This is a genomic window from Enterobacter sichuanensis (genome assembly GCF_009036245.1).
Lineage (GTDB): Bacteria > Pseudomonadota > Gammaproteobacteria > Enterobacterales > Enterobacteriaceae > Enterobacter > Enterobacter sichuanensis.
In genome coordinates, this window is the sequence record NZ_CP027986.1 from 3,871,636 (window position 1) to 3,889,126 (window position 17,491).

Here is a 17,491-nt window from a genome sequence, read left to right on the forward strand (position 1 = left end):
CAGATCACAAAAACCAGCCCGACAGGCTATTGAAAAAGCATAAAAAAAGGCCCGCATTTGCGGGCCTTCTGATGCTGTTAGCAGCTCTGATTACAGAACGTCGATCGCGTTCAGTTCTTTGAAAGCCTGCTCCAGACGGGTCACCATGGACGTCTGCGCTGCGCGCAGCCATACGCGTGGATCGTAGTATTTCTTGTTCGGCTGGTCTTCGCCTTTCGGGTTGCCCAGCTGGCCCTGCAGGTAAGCTTCGTTCGCTTTGTAGTACTGCAGAATACCGTCCCAGGTTGCCCACTGGGTGTCGGTATCGATGTTCATTTTCACTACGCCGTAGCTTACGGAGTCTTTGATTTCCTGAGCAGAAGAACCGGAACCGCCATGGAAGACGAAGTTCAGGCTGTTGTGCGGCAGGTTGTGTTTCTTGGACACGTATTCCTGAGAGTCACGCAGGATGGTCGGGGTCAGAACCACGTTACCTGGTTTGTAAACGCCGTGTACGTTACCGAAGGACGCTGCAATGGTGAAGCGTGGGCTGATTTTGCTCAGCTCGGTGTAAGCGTAATCAACGTCTTCTGGCTGAGTGTACAGGGCAGAAGCGTCCATGTGGCTGTTGTCCACGCCGTCTTCTTCACCACCGGTGCAACCCAGTTCGATTTCCAGGGTCATGTCCATTTTGGCCATGCGCGCCAGGTATTTAGAGCAGATTTCGATGTTTTCGTGCAGGGACTCTTCAGACAGGTCGATCATGTGAGAAGAGAACAGTGGCTTACCGGTTGCCGCGAAGTGTTTTTCACCTGCGTCCAGCAGACCGTCGATCCACGGCAGCAGTTTCTTCGCGCAGTGGTCAGTGTGCAGGATAACAGGAACACCGTAATGTTCAGCCATCTGGTGTACGTGGTGCGCACCAGAGATCGCGCCCAGGATAGCAGCACCCTGAGGAATGTCAGTTTTCACGCCTTTACCCGCGATAAACGCAGCACCGCCGTTAGAGAACTGAACGATAACCGGCGCTTTAACTTTTGCAGCGGTTTCCAGTACGGCGTTGATGGAGTCGGTACCCACGCAGTTAACTGCTGGCAGAGCGAAGTTGTTTTCTTTAGCTACCTGGAACACTTTCTGTACGTCATCACCAGTGATCACGCCAGGTTTTACGAAATCAAAAATTTTAGACATGTTGCTTAGTCCTGTATCTTCGGCCGTTAGAAAAGGTGCGAGCTCTTAAAAGCGCGCTGAAAATTGGGCAGGTTTCCCTGCCCCTGAATGGCTTACTTCTTAGCGCGCTCTTCGAGCATTGCTACTGCTGGCAGTACTTTACCTTCCACGAATTCGAGGAATGCACCGCCACCAGTGGAGATGTAGGAGATCTTGTCAGCGATACCGAACAGGTCGATTGCTGCCAGGGTGTCACCGCCGCCTGCGATAGAGAACGCTTCGCTGTCCGCGATAGCGTTAGCAACAATTTCAGTACCTTTACGGAAGTTCGGGAATTCGAACACGCCAACAGGACCGTTCCACAGGATAGTTTTTGCGTTCTTCAGGATTTCAGCCAGTTTCTGTGCAGAAACGTCGCCCAGGTCCAGAATCTGCTCTTCATCTTTGATGTCGTTTACAGATTTCAGGGTCGCAGTCGCGGTTTCAGAGAACTCTGTTGCGACGCGAACATCCGTTGGAACCGGGATATCGCAGGTGCCCAGCAGGCGTTTAGCTTCGTCAACCAGGTCAGCTTCGTACAGGGATTTACCGACATTGTGGCCCTGAGCGGCAACGAAGGTGTTCGCGATACCACCGCCAACGATCAGCTGGTCAGCGATTTTAGACAGGGAATCCAGAACGGTCAGTTTGGTAGACACTTTAGAACCACCCACGATAGCCACCATTGGGCGAGCGGGTTCTTTCAGTGCTTTACCCAGTGCTTCCAGTTCGTCAGCCAGCAGAGGACCGGCACACGCAACGTCTGCAAATTTACCGATACCGTGGGTAGACGCCTGCGCACGGTGAGCCGTACCGAAAGCATCCATCACGAATACGTCGCACAGTGCAGCGTATTTTTTGGACAGGGTTTCGTCGTCTTTCTTCTCGCCTTTGTTGAAGCGAACGTTTTCCAGAACCACCAGTTCACCGGCAGCAACTTCAACGCCGTCCAGGTAATCTTTTACCAGGCGAACCGGGTTGGACAGTTTGTCTTTCAGGTAATTAACAACTGGCAGCAGAGAGAACTCTTCGTTGTACTCGCCTTCGGTTGGACGACCCAGGTGGGAGGTAACCATCACTTTCGCGCCCTGCTTCAGAGCCAGTTCGATGGTTGGCAGTGATGCACGGATACGCGCGTCACTGGTCACTTTGCCATCTTTAACCGGTACGTTCAGATCAGCACGGATGAAAACGCGTTTACCAGCCAGATCCAGATCGGTCATCTTAATTACAGACATGGTGAATCCTCTCGTTGATTCTTAAAGTTTTGCAGACGCACGATGCGTCTTACCTGAAACCTTGAGCGGCCATTGCTAACGTGGTGTCGAGCATTCGGTTAGCAAAGCCCCATTCGTTATCACACCAGACCAGCGTCTTGATAAGGTGTGCGCCACTGACGCGCGTTTGAGTACCATCGACGATGGCGCTGTGCGGGTCGTGGTTAAAATCCACTGAGACCAACGGTAATTCCGTATAGTCAACTATACCATGAAATGCCCCCTGTGCCGCTTTTTGCAGCAACTGGTTGACTTCACAGGCTTTTACTGGTTTTTTCACCGTCACGCTAAGATCGATGGCGGTGACGTTGATTGTCGGAACACGCACGGCAATCGCTTCAAAGCGGTCATTAAACTGCGGAAAAATTCGGGTGATCCCTGCCGCCAGTTTGGTATCCACCGGAATGATTGACTGGCTCGCTGCACGCGTGCGCCGTAAATCCGGGTGGTAAGCGTCAATCACCTGTTGATCGTGCATGGCGGAGTGAATCGTGGTCACGGTACCGGATTCAATGCCATACGCATCGTCTAACAGTTTGATGACCGGAATAATGCAGTTAGTGGTACAGGAGGCGTTGGAGACAATGCGGTGTTCAGCTTGCAGCTCATGCTGGTTGACGCCAAACACGACGGTCGCGTCGAGGTCGTTACTGCCGGGATGGGAGAACAGGACTTTTTTCGCACCTGCCGCGAGATGCGCTTCGCCATGTTCACGGTTGCCATACACACCGGTACAGTCAAGCACCACATCCACACCCAGTTCGCGCCAGGGTAGCCCGGAAATGCTGCTCTCATGCAGCACACGAATAGCGTCGTCACCCACATAGAGCTGATCTCTGTCCTGGCGCACATCCCAGGCAAAGCGTCCGTGGCTGGTGTCATATTTCAATAAATGCGCCATGCCCGTAGCATCCGCCAGTTCATTGATTGCCACCACGGTTATTTCCGCCCGACGTCCGGATTCATACAGAGCACGAACCACATTACGCCCGATGCGACCGAAGCCATTAATCGCTACGCGTACGGTCATAGATCTCCTGCAAAGCACTCCCTGGGTTTGAGGTGGCTGAAAGAGTAATCCAGCTACGCCCGAAGGGGAATCCTTGCTGTCACAAACTGCGATTGATTGGTCAATTGTCGAACATTTAATCGACTGAAACGCTTCAGCAAGAATAAGCGAAACGAGGAATAAAAGGAATGTCTGTCCAGATGAATAAGCAAGCTATATGACTTGCGTCACATTTTAGGTGGAATAATTTACGGCGAGGTAAAAGCAAAACGGTAACCGGGAGGTTACCGTTTTTAGTGTTTGCACCCTCTCCCAGTGGGAGAGGGTTGGGGTGAGGGCATCAGCCCGCAACGTACAAACAATTACAGCAGTTCTTTCGCTTTCGCGACAACGTTCTCAACGGTGAAGCCGAACTCTTCGAACAGCTGTTCTGCCGGAGCAGATTCACCGAAAGTGGTCATACCGACGATGGCGCCGTTCAGGCCCACATATTTGAACCAGTAGTCAGCGATACCCGCTTCCACTGCCACACGCGCGGTTACCGCTTTAGGCAGAACGGATTCACGGTAAGCAGCATCCTGTTTGTCGAACGCATCGGTAGACGGCATGGATACCACGCGCGCTTTCACGCCTTCGGCAGTCAGTTTGTCCCAGGCGGCGACAGCCAGTTCCACTTCAGAACCGGTTGCGATGAAGATCAGCTCAGGCTGGCCTGCGCAATCTTTCAGCACATAACCACCGCGCGCGATGTTCGCCAGCTGCTCTGGCGTACGATCCTGCTGAGCCAGGTTCTGACGGGAGAGGATCAGCGCGGTTGGGCCGTCCTGACGCTCAACACCGTATTTCCACGCCACAGCAGACTCAACCTGGTCACATGGACGCCATGTGCTCATGTTCGGGGTCACACGCAGGGAAGCCACCTGCTCTACCGGCTGGTGAGTTGGACCATCTTCGCCCAGACCGATGGAGTCGTGGGTATAGACCATCACCTGACGCTGTTTCATCAGCGCAGCCATACGCACGGCGTTACGTGCATATTCCACGAACATCAGGAAGGTAGAGGTGTACGGCAGGAAACCACCGTGCAGCGCGATACCGTTCGCGATCGCCGTCATACCGAATTCACGTACACCGTAATGGATGTAGTTACCGGCAGTATCTTCGTTGATTGGCTTAGAGCCAGACCACAGGGTCAGGTTAGACGGAGCCAGGTCAGCGGAGCCGCCAAGGAATTCCGGAAGCAGAGGACCGAACGCTTCGATCGCGTTCTGAGACGCTTTACGGCTGGCGATTTTGGATGGGTTCGCCTGCAGTTTAGCAATGAACTCGTTCGCTTTCGCGTCGAAGTCAGACGGCATGTCACCTTTCATACGACGGGTGAATTCAGCCGCTTCCTGCGGGAAGGCTTTCGCGTACGCAGCAAACTTCTCGTTCCATGCCGCTTCTTTGGCCTGACCTGCTTCTTTTGCATCCCACTGCGCATAAATGTCAGAAGGGATTTCGAATGCAGGGTGTTTCCAGCCCAGCGCTTCACGGGTCAGCGCGATTTCCGCGTCGCCCAGTGGCGCACCGTGGGAGTCGTGAGTACCCGCTTTGTTCGGTGAACCAAAGCCGATGATGGTTTTGCACATCAGCAGGGATGGTTTGTCAGTGACTGCGCGCGCTTCTTCAACCGCACGTTTAATCGAGTCAGCATCATGGCCATCAACGCCACGCACCACGTGCCAGCCGTAGGCTTCGAAACGTTTAGCGGTGTCGTCAGTGAACCAGCCTTCAACGTGACCGTCGATGGAGATGCCGTTGTCGTCATAGAACGCAACCAGTTTGCCCAGCTTCAGGGTACCTGCCAGAGAGCACACTTCGTGAGAAATGCCTTCCATCATGCAGCCGTCACCCATGAACGCATAGGTGAAGTGGTCAACGATGTCGTGGCCAGGACGGTTGAACTGCGCCGCCAGGGTTTTCTCAGCAATCGCCATACCCACTGCGTTAGCAATACCCTGACCCAGTGGGCCGGTGGTGGTTTCTACGCCAGCGGTGTAGCCCACTTCCGGGTGGCCAGGTGTTTTGGAGTGCAGCTGACGGAAGTTTTTCAGCTCTTCGATAGGCAGATCGTAGCCCGTGAGATGCAGCAGGCTATAAATCAGCATCGAGCCGTGGCCGTTAGACAGTACGAAACGGTCGCGGTCAGCCCATGACGGGTTCTGCGGGTTGTGGTTCAGGAAATCACGCCACAGGACTTCGGCGATATCAGCCATACCCATAGGGGCCCCTGGGTGGCCGGATTTGGCTTTCTGTACTGCGTCCATGCTCAGCGCACGAATAGCATTAGCAAGCTCTTTACGTGAGGACATTTTAACTCCAGATCGGACTGTTAAAGGCCATGCCCTTGACGACAGCGCGTTTTGGGCTACGCCGGAAAAAAGTGCCAACAATGTAACCCAAGCGGCATGCCATGTACATGGACCATTCTTTTGCAGCTTAAGAAATCTCTGGATCATGCTCGCATGTTGCGCAATCTGCTCGCCCGGCCTCGTCGATATTCCTTATACTTAGCCCGAGTCCGGCTTCGCTGCCGGTGCACTTTTCAGATTTTATTCAGATTAACGAGTACGGAAACAACCTCATGAAAATGCGTGCAATAGTGCTGGCCCTGGGTACAACGCTCCTGCTGAGCGGCTGTCAGAATATGGATTCTAACGGTCTGATGACGTCAGGCGCAGAAGCCTTTCAGGCCTATTCCCTGAGCGATGCGCAGGTTAAAGCGCTGAGCGACCAGGCCTGTAAAGATATGGACGGAAAAGCCACCCTCGCGCCGGCTAACAGTACCTACACGCAGCGTCTGAATAAGATTGCTTCCGCGCTGGGCGATAACATCAACGGCCAGCCGGTGAATTACAAGGTTTACATGGCGAAAGACGTGAACGCCTTCGCCATGGCGAACGGCTGTATCCGCGTTTATAGCGGGCTGATGGACATGATGACCGACAATGAAGTTGAAGCGGTCATCGGCCATGAGATGGGCCACGTTGCGCTCGGTCACGTGAAGAAAGGGATGCAGGTTGCCCTGGGCACTAATGCCATTCGCGCAGCGGCGGCCTCAGCGGGCGGTATCGTTGGCAGCCTGTCACAGTCACAGCTGGGCGATGTCGGTGAAAAACTGGTTAACTCCCAGTTCTCACAGCGCCAGGAGTCCGAAGCGGATGACTACTCCTATGATCTGTTGCGCAAACGCGGGATTAATCCTTCCGGTTTAGCCACCAGCTTTGAAAAACTGGCCAAACTGGAAGCGGGACGCCAAAGCTCCATGTTTGACGATCATCCGGCCTCAGAAGAACGCGCACAGCATATTCGCGACCGTATGGCAGCAGACGGAATTAAATAATTTTGGAAGGAGGCAAATTTGCCTCCTTTTTATTTAGCATGAATTGTTAACTTAACCGCACGTATCGGTAACGCCCCCGGAAGCCCCGCCAAATCAGTCTTATCCATTGAAATCTTTGGTCACATAATTATTGCAAACGTTAACCTTTCCGGTAATTATCACGTCCGCAGTCATTCAAATTAATATATCCATACAGAGACGTTCCCTCCGTGAAAAAAGAATTATCATTAGTTGCTTTAAGCTTATTTGCCGCATTACCCGCCGCTGCAAGCCAGCAATCCGACAGCCAGGGTTTTATTGACGACAGCCATTTGAACCTGTTTTTACGTAATGCGTATATCAGCCGTGATTACCATCAGGGCCAGCAGGATAAAGCCGAATGGGGCCAGGGCATCATCGCGACCTTTGAATCCGGCTATACCGAAGGCGTGGTGGGCTTTGGGGTCGATGGCATCGCCCAATACGGCGTGCGTCTGGACGGTGGTCGCGGCAAGAGCGGCGCGGGTGGCATTGACTTCTTTAAACAGGAAGACGACGGCCGGGCGAAATCCGATCTGGCGAAGTTTGGTGCAACCGCAAAAATGCGCTTTTCAAACACCGTCCTGAGCTACGGTAATCAGCGCCCTGAGCTGCCCATCGTTAATGCCGACAGCTCCCGCCTGCTGTTTGAAAGCTATACCGGCACCATGCTGACCTCAAAAGAGATCGACGGTCTGGAAATCAACGCCGGTTACTTCACCGACGAGCAGCGTAAAAGCGACGATCGCCACGACAGCGGACTGAAGAGTCTCTCCTTCGGCGGCGCGAGCTACCAGTTCAACGACCAGTTCAGCGGCGCGCTGTACGCCTCGCATAATGAAGAGGTGATGAACAAGCAGTATCTGGGCATGAACTTCAAACAGCCGTTCAGCACCGGACAACAGCTGGTGCTCGACTTCAACGGGTATAACTCACGTCTGGATCAGCGTTACGCTGACAGCCTCAACACGGGCCGCAGCAACACCATCTGGAGCCTGGCGGCAAGCTATATCTGGGATATTCACACGTTTAAACTGGCGTACCAGCAGAGCAGCGGCAGCACCGGCTACAACTACGGCGGCTACCGCGACCAGGGCGGCGTGGGTGACGGTGGCAACACCATCTGGCTGGCTAACTCCTACTGGTCTGATTTCAACGGAGAAGACGAGCGTTCATGGCAGGCTTCTTACGGTCTGGACTTCGCGGGTCTCGGCCTGCCGGGACTGAGCTGGACCACCGCCTACGTGCGTGGTGACAACATCAAAACGTCTGAAACCAGCAACGGCAAAGAGCACGAGTGGTTTAACCAGATCCAGTACCAGGTGCAGGATGGTCCGGCGAAGGATCTTAAACTAAAACTGCGTTACTCCGTCCTGCGCGTCTCCAGCAACGCCAGCGATTACAACGTCGGTGGGGACGAGATCCGCGCTTACGTGGAGTATCCGTTTAACGTGTTCTGATGAAAAAAAACCTCTCCGCGGAGAGGTTTTTTTACGCCACGAGAAGCTGGCTTATTCGCCTTTTTTCGCTGCCTGAATGTACAGCATTTCCAGCGCCAGAGTCGCTGCAGCCAGCGCAGTGATCTCGGACTGGTCATAGGCAGGGGCCACTTCCACCACGTCCATCCCGACAATATTCAGATCCTTCAGGCCGCGCACCAGTTTAATCGCACGGTCTGAGGTCAGGCCGCCGATCACCGGCGTACCAGTACCCGGGGCAAATGCCGGATCCAGGCAGTCAATGTCGAAGGTCAGATAGACAGGCATATCACCCACGATCTGTTTCACCTGCGCGATGATGTCATCCACGCCGCGATCGTTAACCTGGCCCGCATCCAGCACGGTGAAGCCATTGTCTTTGTCGAACTCGGTACGGATACCAATCTGCACGGAGTGGTTCGGGTCGATCAGACCTTCGTTCGGCGCGGTGAAGAACATGGTGCCGTGGTCGAACTCGCAGCCGTTCGCGTAGGTGTCGGTATGTGCATCGAAGTGCACCAACGCCATTTTACCAAAGTGCTTCGCGTGGGCGCGCAGCAGCGGCAGGGTCACGAAGTGGTCGCCGCCGAAGGAGAGCATGCGCTTACCGGCAGCCAGCAGCTTCTCGGCATGGGCCTGCAGCTTCTCGCTCATCTCACGCGCGTCACCGAAGGCGTACACCAGGTCACCGCAGTCAACCACGTTCAGCCGCTCACGCATGTCGAAGTTCCACGGGAAGCGGTTATGCTCCCAGGCCAGGTTAGTGGAAACCTGACGGATCGCTGCCGGGCCGTGACGACCACCCGCGCGACCAGAAGTGGCCATATCGAACGGCACACCGGTGATGACCCAGTCAGCGTCGCTGTCGTACGGCTGGAAGTTCATCGGAAGGCGTAAAAAACCAAACGCGTTAGATACCAGAGAGTTATCGTACTGATGACCTAAAGTGCTCATGTCCTGACCTCATTCAAAGTCTATGTAAAAAAAATCCCCTCCGCGTCGTTAAACCCGACGAGGAAGGGATTGATTCGTAAATCGCTAATTGGGGCGAATTATCGCCGGTAATGCATACGGGTTCAAGTGAGTATAGCACTCTGCCGGATGACGGCTTCGCCTTATCCGGCCTACAGTCGTAGGCCCGGTAAGCGCAGCGCCACCGGGCATCAGCGACTACTCGTCTTCCAGATACGTATACCCGTACAGACCCGCTTCAAACTCTTCCAGGAACTGCTGCTGCAGCGCATCGTCCAGACCGGTGTTTTTCACCTGATCGCGGAACTGGGTCAGCAGCGTTTTCGGATCCAGCTGCACATATTCCAGCATGTCCGCCACGGTGTCCCCTTCGTCGGACAGCTCAACTTCCACGCTGCCGTCAGGGAAGACAAACACGTCAACCGCTTCGGTATCACCGAACAGGTTGTGCATGTTGCCGAGGATCTCCTGATACGCCCCGACCATAAAGAAGCCCAGCATTGGCGGGTTCTCCGGGTCGTATTCCGGCATTGGCATCGTCGTGGCGATACCGTCGCCATCTACGTAGTGGTCGATAGCGCCGTCAGAGTCGCAGGTAATATCCAGCAGCACCGCACGACGTTCCGGAGCATGATTCAGCCCTTCCAGCGGCAGAACCGGGAACAGCTGATCGATACCCCAGGCATCCGGCATCGACTGGAACAGCGAGAAGTTGACGTAAATCTTGTCCGCCATACGTTCCTGCAGCTCGTCGATAATCGGACGGTGCGCACGGTTGCTCGGATCGAGCTGCTTCTGCACTTCGTGGCACATGTTCAGATAGAGCTGCTCTGCCCACGCACGCTCCTGCAGGCTAAAGGTGCCTGAAGAGTAGCCGACGTGGATATCGTGCAGATCCATCTGGCTGTCGTGCAGCCATTCGCGCAGGGAACGACGCGTGCCCGGCTCATGCATCTCCTGCCAGGTTTCCCACATGCTTTGCAGGGAACGGGGAGCATCCTCTGCCGGCGGCGTCGCTTCGGTGGTTTCGCTGCGCTCAACGCCAATGATATTCGAGACCAGCACGGTATGGTGCGCCGTAACGGCACGTCCGGATTCGGTGATCACCGTCGGGTGCGGCAGGCCATGCTCTTCACAGGCATCGCCAATCGCCCAGATAATGTTGTTGGCATATTCGTTCAGGCCATAGTTCACGGAGCAGTCGGACTGCGAGCGGGTACCTTCATAGTCCACGCCCAGGCCGCCGCCCACGTCAAAGCACTGAATATTGACGCCAAGCTTATGCAGTTCAACGTAGAAACGCGCTGATTCACGCACGCCAGTGGCGATATCGCGAATGTTGGCCATCTGCGAGCCGAGGTGGAAGTGCAGCAGCTGAATGCTGTCCAGACGACCGCGCTCGCGGAGAATTTCTACCAGCTGCAGCACCTGGTTGGCCGCCAGGCCGAACTTGGATTTTTCGCCACCGGAGGACTGCCATTTACCGGACCCCTGGGACGCCAGACGCGCACGCACGCCAAGACGTGGCACCACGTTCAGACGCTCGGCCTCTTCCAGCACGATCGCGATTTCGGTCATCTTCTCGATAACCAGATAGACCTTGTGGCCCATCTTCTCGCCAATCAGCGCCAGACGAATATATTCACGGTCCTTATAGCCGTTACAGACGATCACCGAACGGGTCATGCCCGCATGCGCCAGCACGGCCATCAGCTCTGCCTTGGAGCCCGCTTCCAGACCCAGCGGTTCACCGGAGTGGATCAGAGATTCAATCACGCGGCGGTGCTGGTTCACCTTGATCGGGTAAACCAGGAAGTAGTCGCCTTTATAGCCGTAAGATTCACGCGCACGCTTGAACGCGGCGTTAATCGAACGCAGACGGTGTTGCAGGATCTGCGGGAAGCAGAACAGTGCAGGCAAACGCTGGCCCTGCGCTTCGCGGGCTTTTACCAGTTTGGCAAGATCCACGCGCGCTTCAGGGACGTCGGGATCCGGGCAGACGCTAATGTGGCCCAGTTCGTTGACGTCGTAGTAGTTATTGCCCCACCAGGCAATATTGTAAGTGCGCAGCATCTTGCTGGCTTCCTGGGAGCTCATCGCAACCTCCTGCATAGAACGTAGTACACCCTGTTCGCCCGCTGACGAAGGCGAAAAAGAAGACATGTCGTCAGACATAGCGAACCTCAACTCTTTGTATTAAGTGTAAAACAGTTGACTACTATCGCAGCGTTATACGGCGATAACAACCCATAAACGGCTCCGTTTCCCAGCAGAGTATGCTGAAATCCAGACCGTGCGACCGGTTTCTTATTCATATCATTGTAAAACACGTATCCGAACTCTGTATGACAAGGTTCGGCGAAACCACGAGAAAACTCTTGTATTAACAAGAGCGCCCTTGTTCAGTTTTCACAAAGCGTGACCGGCCCTGGAATCCTGAGAAGCGCCGAGATGGGTATAACATCGGCAGGTTTGCAGACTAGAAATGCGGGTTGCGGGAATCAAATGCGCGCCAGAACGGCTGCGCTGAATTAGCGAAAAACGATGGTTCATTATCTCGTATCACCTCCACGGCCGCCTCTGTTGAAACGGACCACAAGCCAAAGCTAAAAGTTCACTGCTTAACCCGGCTGGAAGTGGCGACACGATGAATCCATCGAGCGCTTTTTTGGTTATCCTAAATAATTCGAGTTTCAGGAAGGCGGCGACGCAGCGAATCCCCGGGAGCTTACAAAAGTAAGTGACTGGGGTGAGCGAGGAAGCCAACGCACATGAAACTTGAAGTATGACGGATATGAGCCGCGCGCCGCGTTTTATACCGAGAAGGGGGCTAAAAAGCAAAACAAAAATGCGCGTGTTGCCAGTACCGTCAGGAAAAATTTCCAGCGCTGTTTTCAACTCAGTGAGAGGTGAGTCAAAAAAAACTGGAAATCGGGCGAAGAAGTGACCTAAAATAGCCATCCAGATGTTAATCCATCTATACTGATTAACACTCATACTGCCAGTGTCAAAAACCTGCAGGCCTTGGTAGAATTATCTCCTTTGGCTATTCCACACAGCAGCTTGAGCTAACCAAATTCCTCTTAGGTGAAATAAAACATGGCAAAACACCTGTTTACGTCCGAGTCCGTATCAGAAGGACATCCTGATAAAATTGCTGACCAAATCTCCGATGCGGTGCTGGATGCGATCCTGGCCCAGGATCCAAAAGCGCGCGTAGCGTGTGAAACCTATGTCAAAACCGGCATGGTTCTGGTTGGCGGTGAGATCACCACCAGCGCATGGGTTGATATCGAAGAGATCACCCGTAACACGGTGCGTGAGATCGGTTATGTGCATTCTGATATGGGCTTTGATGCCAACTCCTGCGCGGTACTGAGCGCGATTGGCAAACAGTCTCCAGACATCAACCAGGGCGTTGACCGTGCCGATCCGCTGGAACAGGGTGCGGGCGACCAGGGCCTGATGTTCGGCTATGCAACCAACGAAACCGACGTGCTGATGCCAGCACCTGTCACCTACGCACACCGTCTGGTGCAGCGCCAGGCTGAAGTACGTAAAAACGGTACCCTGCCGTGGCTACGTCCGGATGCGAAAAGCCAGGTGACCTTCCAGTACGACGACGGCAAAATCGTCGGCATTGACGCGGTGGTTCTCTCTACCCAGCATTCAGAAGAGATCGATCAGAAATCCCTGCAGGAAGCAGTGATGGAAGAGATCATCAAACCTGTTCTGCCAACTGAATGGCTGAGCAGCGCAACCAAATTCTTCATCAACCCAACCGGACGCTTTGTGATCGGCGGCCCAATGGGTGACTGCGGTCTGACCGGCCGTAAAATCATCGTTGATACCTACGGCGGCATGGCGCGTCACGGCGGCGGTGCGTTCTCCGGTAAAGACCCGTCCAAAGTGGACCGTTCTGCGGCGTATGCGGCGCGTTATGTGGCGAAAAACATCGTTGCTGCCGGCCTGGCTGACCGCTGTGAGATTCAGGTTTCCTACGCTATCGGCGTGGCTGAACCCACCTCCATCATGGTTGAAACCTTTGGTACTGAGAAAGTGCCTTCAGAACAGCTGACCCTGCTGGTGCGCGAGTTCTTCGACCTGCGTCCATACGGCCTGATTCAGATGCTGGATCTGCTGCACCCTATCTACAAAGAAACCGCTGCATACGGTCACTTTGGTCGCGAACATTTCCCATGGGAAAAAACCGACAAAGCCGCCCTGCTGCGTGAAGCTGCCGGTCTGAAATAATCGACTGACATCTCTTTTAAAAGGCCAGCCTTCGGGCTGGCCTTTTTTTGTCGGGTGGCGGCTGAAAGGCGCACTATTTGGAACCGATTACACCGCAACGGAAGCCTTCCGCTTTCAGAATATTCTCTTTGCATGATCGCCTTTCTTCTGCTGTTACATCCCCTTTCAGTTAAGTCTGAAATGTGCTCTTTCGCGATGCATATCACCTCATTTACCTCTATATTTTCAAAGCCTTAATTTTATTTACGGTTGCACATTAGTGTAACCGATTACACCAATGTGATTAATCTCACATATTTTTACGGGTCGCTCACCTACCCTTAATATCAATAAAACTGATAACCCAACTGGAGGGCATAATGCCTGACAATAAAAAACAGGGGCGTACGTCCAACAAGGCGATGACTTTCTTCGTCTGTTTCCTCGCCGCCCTGGCAGGATTACTTTTTGGCCTGGATATCGGCGTAATTGCCGGTGCATTACCCTTTATCACTGAAGAGTTCCAGATCAGCGCTCACACCCAGGAGTGGGTGGTCAGCTCCATGATGTTTGGTGCTGCCGTCGGGGCCGTCGGTAGCGGCTGGCTCTCCTTCAAACTTGGACGTAAAAAGAGTCTGATGATCGGCGCGATCCTGTTCGTTGCCGGTTCACTCTTCTCTGCCGCTGCGCCTAACGTTGAAGTGCTGCTGGTTTCCCGCGTGCTGCTCGGCCTGGCCGTAGGCGTGGCATCCTACACCGCACCGCTTTACCTGTCGGAAATCGCGCCGGAAAAGATCCGCGGCAGCATGATCTCGATGTACCAGCTGATGATTACCATCGGTATTTTGGGCGCATACCTTTCCGATACCGCGTTTAGCTACAGCGGCGCATGGCGCTGGATGCTCGGCGTAATCATCATCCCTGCGGTTCTGCTGTTGATTGGCGTCTTCTTCCTGCCGGACAGCCCGCGCTGGTTTGCCGCTAAGCGCCGTTTCGTCGATGCCGAGCGCGTGCTGCTTCGCCTGCGTGATACCAGCGCAGAGGCGAAGAACGAACTGGAAGAGATCCGCGAAAGCCTGAAGGTTAAACAGTCTGGCTGGGCGCTGTTCAAAGAGAACAGTAACTTCCGCCGTGCGGTCTTCCTCGGCGTGCTGTTGCAGGTCATGCAGCAGTTCACCGGGATGAACGTCATCATGTACTACGCGCCAAAAATCTTTGAGCTGGCGGGTTACACCAACACCACCGAGCAGATGTGGGGGACCGTCATCGTGGGTCTGACCAACGTGCTGGCGACCTTTATCGCCATCGGCCTGGTGGACCGCTGGGGACGTAAGCCAACCCTGACGCTGGGCTTCCTGGTGATGGCGGCCGGCATGGGTGTCCTCGGGACCATGATGCACGTAGGCATTCACTCACCAACCGCACAGTACTTTGCGGTAGGCATGCTGCTGATGTTTATCGTCGGGTTTGCGATGAGCGCCGGTCCGCTGATTTGGGTGCTCTGCTCCGAAATTCAGCCGCTGAAAGGGCGTGATTTTGGTATCACCTGCTCTACCGCAACGAACTGGATTGCCAACATGATCGTCGGCGCAACGTTCCTGACCATGCTCAACACCCTGGGTAACGCCAACACCTTCTGGGTCTACGCCGGTCTGAACATCTTCTTTATTGTGCTAACCATCTGGCTGGTTCCAGAAACCAAACATGTGTCCCTGGAACATATTGAACGTAACCTGATGAAAGGTCGTCCTCTGCGCGAAATCGGCGCCCACGACTAATCCTCACGCGGGAGGTGCCCCTTGCACCTCCCCGCTTCGCGCTTTATGCTCTGCCCCTATGAAAGCTCCCCGTCTCCCCATTGCCATCCAGCAAGCCGTTATGCGCAGCCTGCGGGAAAAACTCGCCCAGGCGAACCTGAAGCTCGGTCGCAACTACCCTGAACCTAAGATCGTGTATCAGCAGCGTGGCACCGCGGCCGGTACTGCCTGGCTTGAGTCTTATGAGATCCGCCTTAACCCGGTTCTGATGATGGAAAATCAGCAGGCGTTTATCGATGAAGTGGTACCGCATGAGCTGGCGCACCTGCTGGTGTGGAAGCACTTTGGGCGCGTCGCCCCCCACGGGAAAGAGTGGAAGTGGATGATGGAGGCGGTGCTCGGCGTTCCGGCGCGCCGAACCCATCAGTTCGAACTGGAATCAGTACGCCGCAATACTTTCCCCTACCGCTGCCAGTGTCAGCAGCACCAGCTTACCGTCCGTCGCCATAATCGCGTGGTGCGCGGCGAAGCGACCTACCGCTGCGTGAAATGCGGTGAACCGCTGGTTGCGGAATAATCACCTGAACTTTCAGGAACTTTCCTGATCTGACTGATTGCATACAGGAACAACATTCGTTACGTTGCGGGCTCGTTTTGACACGGAGTGTAAGATGTCCCGTAATGTTTCTCTCGCGGTCGCCTTTTTGACGACGGCGCTCTCAGGCCACGCGCTGGCCGACGGTATCACCAGTTTCTCTCAGGCCAAAGCGGCCGGTGTAAAGGTTAACGCTGACGTGCCGGGCGATTTCTACTGCGGCTGTAAAATTAACTGGCAGGGTAAAAAAGGGGTCGTTGACCTTGAGTCCTGCGGCTATAAGGTGCGTAAAAACGAAAACCGCGCCAGCCGTATTGAATGGGAACATGTCGTTCCGGCATGGCAGTTTGGCCATCAGCGCCAGTGCTGGCAGGATGGCGGACGTAAAAACTGCGCCAAAGATCCGGTCTATCGCCAGATGGAAAGCGATATGCATAACCTGCAGCCCGCTGTGGGTGAAGTGAATGGCGACCGCGGCAATTTCATGTACAGCCAGTGGAACGGTGGCGAAGGCCAGTACGGCCAGTGTGGAATGAAGGTTGATTTCAAAGAGAAAGTCGCCGAGCCTCCTGCCCGCGCGCGCGGCAGTATTGCCCGCACTTACTTCTATATGCGTGACCGTTACGACCTCAACCTTTCCCGCCAGCAGACGCAGCTGTTCAACGCCTGGGACAAGCAATACCCGGTGACAGAGTGGGAATGCCAGCGCGACGAACGCATCGCCAGGGTTCAGGGGAATCATAACCCTTACGTCCAGCGGGCTTGCCAGGCGCAAAAGAGCTAACCTACACTAGCGGCAATTCGCTTACATCGTATGACACACGGAATTTCTGACTATGCGCATTCCCCGCATTTACCATCCTGAACTGATTACCGCAGGCCGAGAAATCGCCCTGTCTGATGACGCAGCCAACCACGTTGGTCGCGTGCTGCGCATGGGCGCAGGTCAGGCCATTCAGCTGTTCGATGGCTCTAACCAGGTTTTCGACGCGGAAATTACGCGGTCCGATAAAAAAAGCGTGCACGTTAGCGTGCTGCATGGCGAGGTGGATGATCGCGAATCACCGCTGCACATTCATCTGGGCCAGGTGATGTCGCGCGGGGAAAAGATGGAGTTCACCATTCAGAAATCCATTGAACTCGGTGTAAGCCTCATTACGCCACTTTTTTCTGAGCGCTGTGGCGTTAAACTGGATGCGGAACGTCTGAACAAGAAGATCCAGCAGTGGCAGAAAATTGCCATTGCGGCTTGTGAACAGTGCGGCCGTAACCGTATTCCGGAGATCCGCCCGGCGATGGATCTGGAGGCGTGGTGTGCAGAAGAGGAAAGTGGGCTGAAGCTCAATCTTCATCCGCGCGCCAGCGCCAGCATCAATACGCTGCCCTTGCCCGTCGAGCGCGTACGCCTGCTGATTGGTCCCGAAGGTGGGCTTTCGGCGGATGAAATCGCGATGACGGCACGTTACCAGTTTACTGATATTCTGTTGGGACCTCGCGTTCTGCGCACTGAGACAACGGCACTCACGGCCATTACCGCGCTACAGGTACGGTTTGGCGATCTGGGTTGACGCATATTGGA

General features: G+C 54.6%; 16 protein-coding genes. 7 read left to right on the forward strand and 9 right to left on the reverse strand.

What is annotated here, in order from left to right; all coding sequences use genetic code 11:
• Positions 1-90: 90 nt before the first annotated feature.
• The 4 genes from fbaA to tkt form a co-directional block, all read right to left on the reverse strand.
• Positions 91-1,170: a class II fructose-bisphosphate aldolase gene (gene fbaA, locus C1N69_RS18705; protein ID WP_008499731.1), complete on the reverse strand. Its 1,080-nt coding sequence runs from the start codon at positions 1,168-1,170 to the stop codon at positions 91-93.
• Positions 1,171-1,262: 92 nt separating this feature from the next.
• On the reverse strand, positions 1,263-2,426 hold the full coding sequence (pgk, locus tag C1N69_RS18710; protein WP_023309116.1) for a phosphoglycerate kinase: 1,164 nt from the start codon (positions 2,424-2,426) through the stop codon (positions 1,263-1,265).
• Between the two features lie 49 nt (positions 2,427-2,475).
• Positions 2,476-3,495 carry an erythrose-4-phosphate dehydrogenase gene (epd, locus tag C1N69_RS18715; RefSeq protein ID WP_025757731.1) on the reverse strand — a complete coding sequence of 340 codons (1,020 nt, stop codon included), beginning with the start codon at positions 3,493-3,495 and terminating at the stop codon, positions 2,476-2,478.
• A 341-nt stretch (positions 3,496-3,836) separates the two neighbouring features.
• A complete protein-coding gene (gene tkt / locus C1N69_RS18720; RefSeq protein WP_025757729.1) occupies positions 3,837-5,828 on the reverse strand; it encodes a transketolase in 1,992 nt (663 codons plus the stop codon).
• 272 nt (positions 5,829-6,100) lie between these two features.
• Between tkt and loiP the strand changes: the two genes are divergently transcribed.
• Both loiP and C1N69_RS18730 read left to right on the forward strand, forming a co-directional pair.
• The gene (loiP, locus tag C1N69_RS18725) at positions 6,101-6,859 is read left to right on the forward strand and encodes a metalloprotease LoiP (protein ID WP_021242066.1); all 759 of its coding nucleotides are present in this window, start codon (positions 6,101-6,103) and stop codon (positions 6,857-6,859) included.
• 209 nt (positions 6,860-7,068) lie between these two features.
• Complete coding sequence (locus C1N69_RS18730) at positions 7,069-8,337, forward strand: OprD family outer membrane porin (protein ID WP_155031685.1); 1,269 nt, start codon at positions 7,069-7,071, stop codon at positions 8,335-8,337.
• A gap of 51 nt (positions 8,338-8,388) precedes the next feature.
• On the opposite strand, the gene speB is transcribed toward C1N69_RS18730, so the two are convergent.
• From speB to C1N69_RS23030, 5 genes are all read right to left on the reverse strand, one after another.
• Positions 8,389-9,309 carry an agmatinase gene (gene speB, locus C1N69_RS18735; RefSeq protein ID WP_014071686.1) on the reverse strand — a complete coding sequence of 307 codons (921 nt, stop codon included), beginning with the start codon at positions 9,307-9,309 and terminating at the stop codon, positions 8,389-8,391.
• Positions 9,310-9,525: 216 nt separating this feature from the next.
• Entirely contained in the window at positions 9,526-11,502 is a 1,977-nt protein-coding gene (speA, locus tag C1N69_RS18740; protein ID WP_025757724.1) for a biosynthetic arginine decarboxylase, read from the reverse strand.
• Between the two features lie 8 nt (positions 11,503-11,510).
• Entirely contained in the window at positions 11,511-11,642 is a 132-nt protein-coding gene (gene yqgB, locus C1N69_RS18745) for an acid stress response protein YqgB (protein WP_127312443.1), read from the reverse strand.
• A gap of 94 nt (positions 11,643-11,736) precedes the next feature.
• Entirely contained in the window at positions 11,737-11,880 is a 144-nt protein-coding gene (locus C1N69_RS23180; protein ID WP_420796100.1) for a hypothetical protein, read from the reverse strand.
• Positions 11,881-11,889: 9 nt separating this feature from the next.
• Positions 11,890-12,288: a hypothetical protein gene (locus tag C1N69_RS23030; RefSeq protein ID WP_025757723.1), complete on the reverse strand. Its 399-nt coding sequence runs from the start codon at positions 12,286-12,288 to the stop codon at positions 11,890-11,892.
• Positions 12,289-12,426: 138 nt separating this feature from the next.
• Between C1N69_RS23030 and metK the strand changes: the two genes are divergently transcribed.
• The 5 genes from metK (at position 12,427) to rsmE (ending at position 17,480) form a co-directional block, all read left to right on the forward strand.
• The gene (gene metK / locus C1N69_RS18755) at positions 12,427-13,581 is read left to right on the forward strand and encodes a methionine adenosyltransferase (protein ID WP_014885184.1); all 1,155 of its coding nucleotides are present in this window, start codon (positions 12,427-12,429) and stop codon (positions 13,579-13,581) included.
• A gap of 359 nt (positions 13,582-13,940) precedes the next feature.
• Positions 13,941-15,338, forward strand: coding sequence for a galactose/proton symporter (gene galP, locus C1N69_RS18760; RefSeq protein ID WP_047959430.1), 1,398 nt, complete (start codon positions 13,941-13,943; stop codon positions 15,336-15,338).
• Positions 15,339-15,396: 58 nt separating this feature from the next.
• Positions 15,397-15,894, forward strand: coding sequence for a SprT family zinc-dependent metalloprotease (locus C1N69_RS18765; protein WP_025757721.1), 498 nt, complete (start codon positions 15,397-15,399; stop codon positions 15,892-15,894).
• Between the two features lie 94 nt (positions 15,895-15,988).
• On the forward strand, positions 15,989-16,696 hold the full coding sequence (gene endA / locus C1N69_RS18770; protein ID WP_059384945.1) for a deoxyribonuclease I: 708 nt from the start codon (positions 15,989-15,991) through the stop codon (positions 16,694-16,696).
• A 52-nt stretch (positions 16,697-16,748) separates the two neighbouring features.
• Positions 16,749-17,480 carry a 16S rRNA (uracil(1498)-N(3))-methyltransferase gene (rsmE, locus tag C1N69_RS18775; protein ID WP_095451743.1) on the forward strand — a complete coding sequence of 244 codons (732 nt, stop codon included), beginning with the start codon at positions 16,749-16,751 and terminating at the stop codon, positions 17,478-17,480.
• The last annotated feature ends 11 nt before the right edge of the window (positions 17,481-17,491 follow it).